The following is a 13,131-nucleotide window of genomic DNA, read 5'->3' on the forward strand; positions in this document are numbered from 1 at the left end:
GCTGTCAATGAAATCTCACGGGGCTCAGCCGGCGATCTCCGCAAATCCAGCATGCATTTTGCGTCAAATAGCCTAAATTTTGGGCGAAATAGCTGTCGTTTGCGTTGCAATATGACAATGTGTGGTTTGTGCTTGCATTTACCGTATACAGAGACTTGCGGATATGCCGATATTCCTGCGACCATGACCGGACCAGAATGAGCCGCTCCTTTCCCTTGCCCCGCCCAGATGCGGAGGCCGGCACGCCGCGCCTGCCGCTCAGCCAGCAAGCGCTGCGGACGCTGCGCGAGGCAATCCTCGCCGGCCGCCTGGCACCCGGCGACAGGCTGGTGGAGGAACGCCTCTCGGGCGAGCTCGGCATGTCCCGGGTGCCGATCCGCGAGGCCATCAAGCAGCTGGTGGTCGAAGGCCTGGCGGTCCCGGCGGCCGATGCCCCGGGTGGCCGCGGCGCCCAGGTGGCGATGCTTTCGACCGATGTGGCGGAAGAGCTGATTGAGGTGCGGGCAGTGCTGGAGGGATTGAACGCCCGCCTTGCCGCCCGCAACCGCGCACCGTCCAAGGTGCCGCGGATCGAAGCATTGCTGGCTCGCGGTGCGGCGCTCTCCACCACCAGCCCGGCCGAGGAAGTGACGGCGCTGAACGCCGAGTTCCATGTCCTGCTCGCCGAAGCCGGTGCCAACCGCGTGCTGCAGGAACTGATGCGGCCGCTGCGCGAGCGGACCGAAATGGTCTTCCGCCGCAACTCCATCGAACGCGCGGCGCAGGACTGGCAGGAACACGCCTTGATCCTGAACGCGGTCGCCGAGGGCGACGAGGAGCTGGCGGCGCTGCTCGCCGCCCGGCACGTCCGCAGGGCGGCGCGGACACCGAGACGCTAGAGCCGCGCCTCGCAGCCCAGGATGGACTCGTAGACCTTCAGCATCGCCGTGGTGTCGAGCTGGCCGAAGCCCATCCCGCGCGCCATGCGCAGCAGCGCCAGGGCCTGCGGTGCCAGCAGGCCGGGCACGCCGTACTCGGCCTCGAGGTCCACCGCCAAGCCAAGATCCTTGTAGGCCAGGTCGAGCGCGAAGCTCGCCTTGAACTCGCCCTTCAGCGCCCGTGCCGCCAGCCCGCGCATGCCGGCGCTGTCGCCCGAGCCGTTCTGGATGATGGCAGTGAGCTTGCCCATGTCGATGCCGGCCTTGGCGCCGATCATCAACCCCTCGGCGGCCGCTGCAGAATTGCACAGTAGCAGCATGTTGTTGATCAGCTTCGCTACCGAGGCGCTGCCGACCGGACCGACATGCACCAGCTGCCCGCTGAAGGCTGCTAGGATGGAGCGATGCTGCTCGAATACCGCTTCCTCGCCGCCGACCATGACGACCAGCGTGCCGTCGGTCGCCCGCACCACGCCGCCGGTGACGGGCGCATCGAGCAGCGCGACGCCCTTCTCCGCCAGGATCGCGTGCAGGCGCTTCACCACCGCCGGCGCATTCGTGCTCAGGTCGAACATCGCCGTGCCTGGACGGATGTTCGGCGCGATACCGTCCACCACCGCCTCGACCGCCTTCGGCGTCGGTAGCGAAGTGAAGATGAGGTCGCAGCTTGCGGCCAGGGCCGCCAGGCTTTCGGCGGCGGTCGCGCCGGCCTCGGTGCAGGCGCGCACCGCCTCGGGGTTCAAATCGTGCACCACGACCTCGTGGTTCACGCCCTTCATCATGTTGCGGCACATCGGGCCGCCCATGTTGCCCAATCCGACGAATCCGATCCGCATCTGGCGTTCTCCCCGCGGGTCCCTGCGAGACCCTTCCTTGCGGGCAATGAGGGCATCGTGCCGTGCGGCGTGCAAGACCCGGCACCCTCTTCCGGCACAGGCCGCGGCAGCCCTATGCTTCTCCACGTGAGCGAGGATCGCCCGAAGCCGTCCCCACGAGGTTGGGACACCGTCACCCCCTACCACCGCGGCTTCCGCGAATTCGCCGAGGCCTACGAAGCCTTCGGCTTCGAGCAGATCCATGCCGGCGCCCTGCCCTTCCTACCGCCGAAGCCCGGCCTCATGCTGGACATAGGGGCCGGCAGCGGGCGCGACGCTGGCTGGTTCGCGGCGAAGGGCTGGGAGATCGTGGCGGTCGAGCCCGCCGCAGCGATGCGGCAGGAGGCGGCGCGCCGGCACCCTTCGTCCCAGATCCGCTGGCTGGACGACCGGCTACCCGCGCTCGCCGCGGTCCACCGGCTCGGCCTTGGCTTCGACCTAGCTTGGCTCAGTGGCGTCTGGATGCACATCCCGCCGGAGGACCGCCCGCGCGCCATGCGCAAGTTGGCGACCCTGCTTAGGCCGGGCGGGCGGCTGGTGCTGACCCTGCGCCACGGCCCGGCGCCGGAGGACCGGCCGATGTGGCCGGTCGACGCGAACGAGGTGGAGCGGCTCGGCCTCGATCATGGCCTGGCGCTGAGGGTGGCGACCGAGCACGTCGAGGACCGGCATGGCCGCCGCGACATCCGCTGGCGAACCGTCATCCTCGACCTGCCGGATGACGGCGCCGGGGCGCTGCCGCTGCTGCGCGGAGTGATCCTGCGGCAGGAGAAGGCCGCCACCTACAAGCTCGCCCTGCTGCGCTGCATCGCCCGCATCGCCGACAGCTCGCCCAATATCGCGCGAGAGGCCGGCGAGCATGTGGAGCTGCCGCTCGGCTTGGTCGCGCTCTACTGGATCCGCATGTTCAAGCCGCTGGTCGAACGCCGCCTGCCGCAGCGGCCGGGCGAGGCGATGGGCTTCGTCACCCCGGCCTTCCGCGCCCTGGCGCCGCTCGCGCCCTACGACCTTCGGCCGGGGGCGCGCTTCGCCGGAGACCTCGCCGCTGCGCTGCACCGGGCGCTGGCGGATGCGGCCCGGCTGATCGCCACGATGCCCGCCACCCACCTGACCTTCGCCGACAACACGCCGGTCTTCCCCACCACGCCGCGCCGCCCGCCACGCGCGACGGACCCGATCGTACTGGGCGCGGAACTGCTTTGGGGCTACGGCACGACCGGCGTGCCGCTGCCCGTCTGGCAGGCGCTGCGCCGCATGGCCGCCTGGATCGAGCCGATGCTGCTGGCCGAATGGGTGCGGCTCACCCAGGCCTATGGCGCCCGGGTCGGCCGCGACATCCCGGCAGACGCGGTGATGCGTGCGCTGACCTGGCTGGAGCCGTTGCGCGACACCGCACTGGTGCGCGACCTTGTGGACGGTCGCGTCGTGCGCGGCGAGGCTGTCGCCTGCGTCTGGACCGGCGAGCCGCTGCGCTCGCGTGGCGTGGAGATCGACCACTGCCTGCCCTGGTCCGCATGGGCGTGCAACGATTTGTGGAACCTGCTGCCCGCGTCACGCGCGGCGAACCAGCGGAAGAGCGGGCTGATCGTCGGCGCCATGGCGCTGGCAGATGCCAAGCCGCGCATCCTTGCTTGGTGGGAAGACGCCTATCGGCGCGCCGACCCGGCGCTTCGCGCCCGCTTCACCGAGGAAGCGCAGACCACCCTGCCCTTGGCACAGGACCGTGAGCCGACACTGGACGAGCTTTTTGCTGCACTCGACTTCCGCCGCCTCAGGCTTCGGCAGGAAACTCAGTTACCGGAATGGAGCGGGGCGGTGTGACCAAATCGGGGAAGGAAAGCTAAGATCTCTCCAAGCTCCACCCTTGCTTTTCGGCGGCTTGCTTTCGCCACGCTGCGGCTGCCGGACCAAGAAAATGCAGAAGGTCCAGGAAGGATCTCTCCCCCCTGCCCTCGTTCCGCTCAGGCGCTCAGTGCCGCCGCCTCCTCCCGCACCGGGACTCGCACGGCAGTCCGCCGTGCCGCCATCAACCCGCGCATCTCCGCCCAGGTGCGGTCCCAGGACAGCTGCGCCAATCGGCGGTCCACCTGCTTCAGCCAAGGCCCGCGCGGCCGGTCCAGCACCACCTGCAGCGCTGCAGCGAAGGTCGTTGGGTCGGCCGCGATCTCGACCAAGCCCGAGCCCCCATCCTCCTTCGGCCCCCAGTCCCGCACGACGTCGGTGATCGGCGTGGACACGACAGGGAGGCCGGCCGCCAGAAATTCGGGCGTTTTGGTCGGGCTGATGAAGCGGGTGCTCTCGTTGAGGGCGAATGGCATGAAACCAGCATCCCAGCCGCCCAGGTAGCGCGGCAGCTCCGGGTAGCCCTTGCCACCCAACCAATGAATGTTGGGCAAGCGCGGCAGGTTGCCGGGGTCGATCTTTACCACCGGCCCAATCATCGCAAAGGTCCAGTCCGGCCTCGCGGCACCCAACGCGTTGACCAGTTCCAGGTCCATCCGCTCGTCCACCACGCCGAAGAAGCCGATGCGCGGGCGCGACAGTGCGGCCTGGTCGGCCGGGTCCGGCTGCGTGACCCGCGCCGCGGCGAAATGCGCTGCGTCGATCGAGGACGGGAAGCAATGCACCCGCGGATGCCGACCGCGCTTGGCTTCATAGAGGCTGCGCCCGCCGGTGAAGACCAGGTCGGCACGGCCAAGCAGCACGCGTTCCAGGTCGAGCATGCGCGGCGGCGCGCCACGGAAGGCCGAAAGCTCGTCCATGCAATCATAGACGGTCAGGTCGGGCCGCAGGTGCGCAGCGAACTCAAGCGCCATCGGGGTGTAGAACCAAGCGATCAGCGGCCGGCCCGCCTCCTGCGCCAGCAACGCGTCCAGCAGGCTGCGCTGCGCCGCCATCATGGCCGTGCCCTGCAACCCCTCTGGCAGCATCGGCACAGCGACGGTTACTCCCTCGGGCGTCGTGTTCAGGTCCAGCCGCGGCACGATGCCCGGCTCGAACAACGGCTCCTCAAAAAAGATTACCTCATGGTCGCGCGCCGCCCGCGTCAGCAGGTGCTGCGGTCTCTGAAAAACGAAATTCCATCGCAAATGGGAGAGGCAGAGCAGCATCGGCCGCCGGGCGGGCTGGGACAGGGTCATAGCTTGGGCAACGCTGCCCGGCAGGGCATCGGTCATGCGAACTCCCTTCGTGGTCGGACCATCAAACAAGGACCGCCGGAAGGGGCACGCCGGCGGTGCAGCAAACCGGCCTTCGGAAGAAGCAGGACCGCCGGGGCGGCAGTAGTTCGCTGTACAACCGGAACGCGTAGCGGCCGAACGCGGTTCCTATCACGCCTGCGTCGGCCGCAGCGGTTCAAGCCGGCGGCACGACCTTGTCCCGGTAATTGCAGTGCGTCGCCGCGATGCAGCGCCAGCATGCCGGCAGCCGCGCCTTACAGACATAGCGCCCGTGCAGGATGAGCCAGTGATGCGCGTCGCGCAGCAGCTCCGGCGGGCAGCGCTTTACCAACCCGTCCTCAACCGTCCGCGGCGTCTTGCCTGGCGCTAGGCCGGTGCGGTTGCCAAGGCGGAAGATATGCGTGTCGACGGCCATTGTGTTCTCGCCGAAGGCGACGTTGAGCACGACATTGGCGGTCTTGCGGCCGACGCCCGGCAGTGCCTCGAGCGCGGCGCGGTCGCGCGGTACCTCGCCGCCATGCTGCTCTACCAGCAGCGAAGCCAGCGCGGCGACATTGCGCGCCTTGCCCTGCCACAGGCCGATGCGGCGGATATGCGGCCCGATCCCCTCCGCCCCCAGGGCCGCCATCGCCGCCGGCGTCGGCGCCGCGGCGAAGAGCGACGGCGTGCACTTGTTCACCGCCGCGTCCGTCGTTTGCGCCGACAGCACCACCGCGACGAGCAGAGAGAACGGATCCCGGTACAGCAACTCCGTTTCCGGTTTGGGATTGGCGGTGGCCAGCGTGCGCAGGAAGGCGGCCGCTTGGTCGCGCGACATTAGCCGTGCGCGGCGCGGCGCCTCCGCGGTGCCATGCAGCGGCTTGGCCTGGCGGATGGGTTGACGCGACATCGGCTTGTCTCCGACGGTGACAGGATCGCCTTCCCTTCCCATGTCATGTGCACGATGTCAGCCCAGCCGGATCCCATCCTGTTCGAGGCCATCTGCACCCCGGCGCGCAGCCTGGGGCCGCGGGGCATGGCGATTCTCGCCGGCGGGGTGCTGACCGCCTCGCTGACCATCGGCGGCATCTTCACCCTTTTCGGCGCATGGCCGGTGCTGGGCTTCACCGGGCTGGAATCGGCGCTGGTGCTCGGGTTGATGCTGCTGCACCGGCGCTGGGCGGCGCGCAGCATGGAGGTACTGGTGCTGACCGAGGGCAACCTGACCATCTGCCGCACCGATGCGCATGGCCGACGGCAAGCGGTCGCGCTAGATCCGTATTGGACCCGGCTGAGGCTGGAGGAACGGCCCGGCCGGGTCAGCCTGCTGCTTCTGCGGCAGCGGCAGCGCGACGTGGAGATCGGAAAGCTGCTTGGAGATCAGCAAAAGCGCGATCTTGCGGCAGCGCTGGATACCGCGCTTCGGCGCTACCGCGAGCCGGTCTTCGACAACCCACAGCTTCGGGACGGGTGAACAGCCCAGCGCGCCATGCGTAGGCAAGGCTGATAAGCGCCACCGGGCGGTCCCGCCCTTCGGCAATCTGCTTCAATCGGTTGGTGTCAGGCTCTTGATCAACTCGAACACCCGCTTCCGGACCGAGGGATCGTTGATGCGGTAATAGGCGCGGACCAGTTCCAGCGTCTCGCGCCGGTGCAGGGTCTCGTCGTCGAAACCTTCCTGCTGCTCGGCCAGTCCGTAGCTGCGGCGGGCGGCGTGCTGGCTGCCGCCCAGCGCATCGGGCATGTCGTCGAAGAAGAACCCGATCGGCACGTCAAGCACGCGGGAAAGGTCGAAGAGCCGACTGGCGCCAATGCGGTTCACCCCGCGCTCGTACTTCTGGACCTGTTGAAAGGTCAGGCCGAGCGCGTCGCCGAGCTTCTCCTGGCTCATGCCGAGAAGGGTACGGCGGAGCCTGACCCGGCCACCGACATGGACGTCGATCGGGCTTGGACGGTGCTCACGCTCGGGACGTTCGACGATATCGTCGCTCGGCATCTACCGTTTTTCCTGCTCGCGGGCCGCGTCCGAAACAGCGGGTCGCACAACGCACCCGCGTCGGCCACCGTCTGCCCACCCGTCATACGGGAGGATTAAGAAGGCGTCAATACTCAAGAGATTTCTCAAAAACGATCTTTGTGTCGCTTTCGCTTTATCGATGGGGTGATAACACACGCCTGCGTATCAAACGCCATTTCACAAGTCCCGGCAGCATGCAAAGCAGCGCGGCAAAGCCCGGCAGCACCAAGCCGGACCGAGCGAAGAGCGGTGCCGCGACCGCGCCCGGTAGGGGAAGCGTCAGCGTTCCGGTGGCGCCGATCGGCAGGAAAGCCAAGCGCCGGCCACGCGCATCAAAGACAGCGGAGATGCCGGTCTGCGCCGCCCGCGCCAGCGGCAGGCCTTCCTCCACGGCGCGCAGCCGCGCCGCCGCCAAGTGCTGCCAGGGGCCAGAGGTCTCACCGAACCAAGCATCATTGGTGATGTTCACCAGCCATTCCGGGCGCGGCTTCGGTGTCACGGCAGCGGGAAAGATGACCTCGTAGCAGATCAGCGCGCCGAAGGGCGGCATGCCGGGCGGTGCCAGCGGCACCGGCCCGGGACCGGCCGAGAAGTCCATCCCGCCCGCCGCCATGCGGATTGGGATCAGGCCGGCAAGCGGCATGTATTCGCCGAATGGCACCAGGTGCGACTTGTCGTACACCCCCTGCACCCGGCCCGCGGAGTCCAGCACCGCCAAGCTGTTCCAGACCTGCCGCAGCCGGCCATCGGGGCTCCATTCAGCGCGAACCGTGCCGCCCAGCAGCCGCGCCCCCACCGGCAGCGCCTCAGCCGCCATGCGTCGTGCCTCAGGGTCCTGGGTGAGCAGGAAAGGGCTGGCAGTCTCAGGCCATATCACAACTAATTGATCATGGGGTGCCGCGAGATGGGCTGCCTGCGCCGCCGTTTCTGTCAGGCCCAGGTAGCGCCGGAAGATCGGCATGCGCTGGTCCTGCTGCCATTTCACCTCCTGCGCCACGTTGCCCTGCACCAGCACCAGTTGCACCGGCTGGTCCGGCGGGTCGGGCAGGGACAGGCGCCAGGCGCCAAAGCCGGCGAAGGCGGCCAGCGTCAGCGCGGCGAGCGCCCAAGGGGTGCGGCCATGCAGCAGCGGGACCCCGGCCAGCAGCATCGTCGCCAGCGAGAGGCCATGCACGCCGATTATGGCGGCGCCCTGCGCCGGCAGGGCGGCGAAGGCCCATACCGTGCCGATCAGGTTCCAGGGAAAGCCGGTGAGGACGAAGCCGCGCGCTAGCTCAGCCAGTACCCAGGCGCCGGCGAAGGCGAAGACCCGCGGCCAGCCCGCCGGCAACAGCCGCGCCACGAGCACCGGCAGCACGATGAAGGCCGCCAGCGCCACTGCCAGGACCGGTGCCGCCAGCGGCACCAGCCACCAGAAATGCTCAACATCCTTGAGGATGGCCTCGGTTACCCACCAGATGCCGGCGACGCCATGGCCCCAGCCCCAGGCAAAGGCGATCCAGGCCGCCCGCCGCCAGTTGGGCTGTCCGCAAACCAGGGTCAGCAGGCCCGGAATGGCCAGCAGCAGCACGGGCACCGCATGCACCGGCGGCAGTGCGAGGGCGGAAAGCAGGCCGAGGCCGAGGGCGGCGAGCAGCTGACGCTGCCAGGACAGCGCCCCGAGCCGGGCGAGGAATGTATCGAACACGCGCATCCTTTAGTCCGGCCGTCCACGACGCGCATCCGCGGCAAACAGCGGCAGCAGCGCAGGCAGGGTCAGCATTACCGCCGTCAGGGCAAACAGCAGGCTCAACATGAGCAGCAACCCCATACTGGCTGTGCCGGGATGGCCGGAAACCGCCAGCGCCCCGAAGGCCGTGCCGTTGGTCAGCGCGCTGTAGACCACCGCGCGGGTGAGCGAGGATGCGAGCAGCGACCGCTCGCCATGCTGCCAGGCGACGACGTAGTAGATCTTAAAGGCGACCCCCTGCGCGAAGAGCAAGGGCAGGGCGATGATATTGGCCAGGTTCAGCGGCTGGCCGATGACGACGCAGGTCGCCATGGTCAGCAGTCCGGCCAGGGTCAACGGCGCCAGCGCCAATAGCGCCAGCCTGACGGACCGCAGAGCCAGCACCAGCAGCAGCACAGTCAGACCGGTGGCGATCACTCCGGCCTGGATAAAGGCGGCTTCGATGGTTTCGGCGCTTTCCCGCACCGAGATCGCCGGGCCGGTCGCGTCCGGCACCACCGCTTGAACCGCCCGGCCGAAGCGGCCCATGGCATCGGAATGGTCCGACAGGTCACGCGGCCGAATTTCGATGCGTGCCCGACCGTCCGGCGCGATCCAGGACCGGCGCAGGCTGTCGGGCAGGCTGTCCAGCGTCACGGGACGGGCGGCGAGGGCCTGGCGCAGCGCGTCCAGCGTCGAGGCCAGCCCGGGCAGCAACGCCGCGGCCAGATGGTCGCGCGCCGCTCCGGGCGCCGCTGCCACGCGGTCCAGCGCCGTCGCCAGCCGCGGTGCCCCCGCCCCACCCGCCACCCGCAGCGCCGCGGCGGCCTTGGCCAGCGCGGCACTGGCCTCGGCATCGGTCGGCGCCGGCGCAACCTCCGGCGGCTCCAGGGTCAGGCCGAGCAGGTCGGCAGCGTCCTGGATCAGGGCCAGCTTCGCGTCCTGCCCCGCCGGGACAAAGCTCGCCAGGGTCATGGTGCCGGCAACCTCCGGCAGCGCTTCGAGCCGCTTCGCCAGCGCCTCGGCGGCGGTCAGGTCGGCCGCCAACGCGTCGATGGTGTTCGGTGTGGTGTCGGGGCTGCGCATCAGTTCGCGGAAGGTGGCGACGGCCTCGGTCTTCGGGCTGCGCAGGTTCAGCGGGTTGGTGTCGAAGCGCAGCCAGGGGAGCAGCGCGGCGCAGCCGATGGCAAGCAGCAGCGCCGCCGCCGCCGCCGCGGCCGCATTGCGCGCGAGGAAGCGGTCGACCCTGCCAAGCGCGGCATAGCCGACCGGCTCCCGCTCGGGCCGTGGCCGGGTGAACATCAGCCAGGCCGGCAGGGCGGTCAGGCTGAGGATCACCGCCACCACCATCCCCGCCGCGGCGATCAGGCCGAGTTCCGAGACGCCGCGGTAGTCGGTCGGCAGGAAGGCGAGAAAGCCGCAGCCGAGCGCCATGGCAGCGAGTGCGATCGCTTCCCCCGCGCCATGCGCCGCCTCGACCAGCGCCGCGGGCAGGGGCTGGTCGGCCAGGCGGTAGCGCTGCTCGCGGAGCGACACGGCGAACTGGATGCCGAAATCGACCCCGAAGCCGATGAAGAGCACGGCGAATGCGATCGAGAGCGGGTTGAAGGGCCCGACCACCAGCAGGCCGAAGGCGGCGGTGATCGGCAGGCCCAGCACCAGCGTGCCGAGGATCGGGAAGATCAGTCGGCCGGAGCGCAGGCCGAGCCAGAGCAGCACGGCGACCGCCACCAGGGACAGGATGTTCTCGACGATCGCACTGCCGAAGACGGTCGAGAATTCCTCGTCCGCCATCACCAGGTCGCCGGTCAGCCGGATGTGCACCCCGTTCTCCGCCGTCAGGCCGAGCCGCGCCGCCTCGGCCCGCACCGCATCGACCGCCGCCGAGACCGGGGCCAGTGCGCCGTAGTCCGGCACCGGCTTGACCAGGATGAAGCGGCGCAGCGCCAGCGGGTCTGGCGCCTGGCCGGTGAAGAGCCGTGCCCAGTCGAGCGGGAGGAAGCGACCATCGGCCGCGGCCTCGGCGCTGCCGGCAAGCGCCGCCAGGGCCGGGCCCAGCACCTGCGGGTCGCCCTCGCCGCGTTTCAGACCCTCGGCTACCAGGTCCAGCGCGCGGCCGACGCCGCGCAGGCTGGGATCGGCGGCGAGGGTCCCGAGCAGGGACTGCGCCGCGATCATCCGCTCGGTGGTGGCGCGGACCTCCGCCTGGTCCAGGAAGAGCAGCGCGTTGCGGTGGAAGAAAGGGTCGGCGTCGGGGCGGGAGACGCTGCGGAACAGCGCTGGCCGGGCCTCGAGCGCCCCGGCCAGCGCGGATGCCGCTCGTTCCGCCACATCCGGCGTCGCACCGTCCAGCACCACGGCGATGAGGTCCACCCGCTGCGGGAAGGCGCGGTCCATCGCCACCTCGGTCTGCCGCCAGGGGATGTCCGGGGGAAAGAGCGCGACGACGTCAGTGTTCAGCGCGAAGCGGGTGACCACCGCCCAGCAGGACAGCGCGGCGACCAGCAGGGTCAGGGCCAGCACCAGCGCCGGGCGGCGGATGCTCCAGCCGACCAGGCGCGCGGCCAGCCGGGCGGCGAGGGGCGTGTCAATAGCCATTGGGGAATCGGCACGCTTTCAGGGGGCAGGGAAGAAGGTCGGGGAGGGAAGCAGGTATTCCCCCCCGAACCCCACCCTTCCCTTTTTGGAAGTCAGGCACGTGCCGCGCGGAGGGCGCCAGACTCCCCAAAATTGATGAGGGGGTTGGACGCATGCGTCCAACGGGGAGAATGCCCTCTCCCTCGGCCTTACCTTCACGCCTCACGATAGAGAATCAGCAGCAGCCCGATCAGCACCAGGCAGACCGGCCAGACCCAGCGCGCGACGCGCGCCATCTCCGCCGGACCGCGCAACTCGGTGAAACGGGCGGCACCGCCGACCACCGCCAGCACCGCCAGCGGCAGGTGCGACAGCTCGACCAGCAGGGCGTCGCGCACGTTGGAGATGGCATGGGTATGCGCCAGCAGCAGCACGCCGCCGGCCACCATGGCCGAGGGAAAGACGAAGCGCGCCCGCCCGGTGATGCGGCCGAGCCGCACCCACCACTCGACGACGGCGAAGCCCACCACCAGCAGCCCGGCCAGCTTGTGCTGCACCACCTCCGGGTCGCGCAGGCTGTCGAGCAGGCCAATCTCGCCGAGCGGCCAGGCCTCGGGGTCCGAGCGCAGGAAGATGAAGCCGGCGAGGCCGATGAAGACCAGCGGCCAGTGCCGTGCCAGTCGCACCCGCCCGGTCGCGTCCAGCAGGGCGGCGAGGCCGACCAGCAGCACCATCACACCGGCCCAGTGGTGGTTGTACTCGGACCAGGCGATGTCCTGGGCATTGCGCGGCGGCAGCAGGCCCTCCCCGGGAGTGAAGGCCTGCGGCTTGGCCGCCTCGGCCGCCTGGCGCTGCTGCCATTCGGCATCGAGCTGCGACTGCAGGGCCGGGATGGCCAGGTCGGCATGGCTCGGGCTCTCGAAGCGCGGCCAGGCCGGGGTGAAGCGCTCGGCGATCTCGCCCCAGGTCACCCGGTCGTCGGGCAGGTCGGCGGCGGGGGGGACAGAGGTGAGGGAGGCGGCGACTGCGAGCACGGCAATGCCGAGGATGATCTCCGCCTCGACGAAGCGGCGGACCCGCAGCAGCCCGCCCTCCGACGCGCGCAGCCGGTGCAGCAGCAGCCAGTTGGACCCGCCGAGCGTCAGCAGCATGGCCAGCATCACGGCCTTGGTCGCCGACATGGCGCCATAGGCGGTGCCGTAGACCGCCTCGACGCTGCCGATATAGCCGACCCAGTAGCCGGCGATGCCCAGCAGGATCAGCCCGACGCCGGCGGCGGCGAAGTGCGAGTAGCGCTGGCCGACCAGCCGGGCGGAGGCCGGACTGAGGCGAAGGCTGGCCAGCAGCGCCGGCAAGCCGCCGATCCAAAAGGCGGCGCCGAGCTGGTGCAGGCCGGTCGCCGCCAGCAGCATGGCCCGCCCTTCGGTCCGCGCCACGGCATGGCTGCCGGCGGTCGCCCCCAGCAGCAGCGCCAGCCCGGCCGTCAGCAGTCCCCAGCGCCGGGCCGGACCAAGTGCGGCCGGCCCCAGGGCGAGCACCAGCAGCAGCAGGATGGCGGCCGCCGCGACCGCCGCGGCGCGGACGAAATCTGCCCCCAACAGGTCGAGGAAGGAGGAATCCAGCGTCGCCGACAGCGCCGCGAGGTCGAGCCCGGTCAGGCCCAGGGTCGCGCCGAGGGTCGCCAGCGCCGACCAGACCACGGTGGCACGCCCGATCGAGCGCAGCCGGGCAGCATCCCCAGGCGGCAGCAGGCGGCCGAGCGGAACGGCAAGCAGGGTCCAGAAGACGACGCCGCCCAGCAGGGCGGTGCGGGCCACCAGCTCTGCCGCGTGCAGCACCACGCTGGCGAAGCCATAGAGGTCGAGGAGTTGTTCCACCC

The 13,131-nt window shown here is 69.9% G+C and carries 10 protein-coding genes; 3 read left to right on the top strand and 7 right to left on the bottom strand.

Annotated elements, in window-relative coordinates:
* Window positions 1-197: 197 nt before the first annotated feature.
* Complete coding sequence (locus E2C06_RS15800; RefSeq protein ID WP_133289578.1) at window positions 198-878, top strand: GntR family transcriptional regulator; 681 nt, start codon at window positions 198-200, stop codon at window positions 876-878.
* Here E2C06_RS15800 and E2C06_RS15805 read toward each other — a convergent pair.
* Window positions 875-1,996 carry an NAD(P)-dependent oxidoreductase gene (locus E2C06_RS15805; protein ID WP_133289579.1) on the bottom strand — a complete coding sequence of 374 codons (1,122 nt, stop codon included), beginning with the start codon at window positions 1,994-1,996 and terminating at the stop codon, window positions 875-877. The two genes, E2C06_RS15800 and E2C06_RS15805, sit on opposite strands and share 4 nt — an antisense overlap.
* Between E2C06_RS15805 and E2C06_RS15810 the strand changes: the two genes are divergently transcribed.
* Entirely contained in the window at window positions 1,880-3,613 is a 1,734-nt protein-coding gene (locus E2C06_RS15810; RefSeq protein WP_165982423.1) for a methyltransferase, read from the top strand. The two genes, E2C06_RS15805 and E2C06_RS15810, sit on opposite strands and share 117 nt — an antisense overlap.
* Before the next feature lie 140 nt (window positions 3,614-3,753).
* Here E2C06_RS15810 and E2C06_RS15815 read toward each other — a convergent pair whose 3' ends face one another.
* Both E2C06_RS15815 and nth read right to left on the bottom strand, forming a co-directional pair.
* A complete protein-coding gene (locus E2C06_RS15815; protein ID WP_133289581.1) occupies window positions 3,754-4,968 on the bottom strand; it encodes a glycosyltransferase family 1 protein in 1,215 nt (404 codons plus the stop codon).
* Window positions 4,969-5,146: 178 nt separating this feature from the next.
* Window positions 5,147-5,788: an endonuclease III gene (nth, locus tag E2C06_RS15820; protein WP_133289636.1), complete on the bottom strand. Its 642-nt coding sequence runs from the start codon at window positions 5,786-5,788 to the stop codon at window positions 5,147-5,149.
* Window positions 5,789-5,914: 126 nt separating this feature from the next.
* On the opposite strand from nth, the gene E2C06_RS15825 reads away from it, so the two are divergent.
* Window positions 5,915-6,424, top strand: coding sequence for a DUF2244 domain-containing protein (locus E2C06_RS15825; protein ID WP_165982424.1), 510 nt, complete (start codon window positions 5,915-5,917; stop codon window positions 6,422-6,424).
* Between the two features lie 72 nt (window positions 6,425-6,496).
* Here E2C06_RS15825 and E2C06_RS15830 read toward each other — a convergent pair whose 3' ends face one another.
* The 4 genes from E2C06_RS15830 to E2C06_RS15845 form a co-directional block, all read right to left on the bottom strand.
* Window positions 6,497-6,946 (bottom strand): helix-turn-helix domain-containing protein, encoded by a 450-nt coding sequence (locus tag E2C06_RS15830; protein WP_133289583.1) that lies wholly within the window; start codon window positions 6,944-6,946, stop codon window positions 6,497-6,499.
* Window positions 6,947-7,100: 154 nt separating this feature from the next.
* A complete protein-coding gene (gene lnt / locus E2C06_RS15835; protein ID WP_241671305.1) occupies window positions 7,101-8,654 on the bottom strand; it encodes an apolipoprotein N-acyltransferase in 1,554 nt (517 codons plus the stop codon).
* A gap of 9 nt (window positions 8,655-8,663) precedes the next feature.
* Window positions 8,664-11,273 carry an MMPL family transporter gene (locus E2C06_RS15840; protein ID WP_133289585.1) on the bottom strand — a complete coding sequence of 870 codons (2,610 nt, stop codon included), beginning with the start codon at window positions 11,271-11,273 and terminating at the stop codon, window positions 8,664-8,666.
* Window positions 11,274-11,467: 194 nt separating this feature from the next.
* On the bottom strand, window positions 11,468-13,129 hold the full coding sequence (locus E2C06_RS15845; RefSeq protein ID WP_133289586.1) for a copper resistance D family protein: 1,662 nt from the start codon (window positions 13,127-13,129) through the stop codon (window positions 11,468-11,470).
* Window positions 13,130-13,131 lie beyond the last annotated feature (2 nt).

The sequence above is a fragment of the Dankookia rubra genome (assembly GCF_004355005.1).
GTDB lineage: Bacteria > Pseudomonadota > Alphaproteobacteria > Acetobacterales > Acetobacteraceae > Paracraurococcus > Paracraurococcus ruber_A.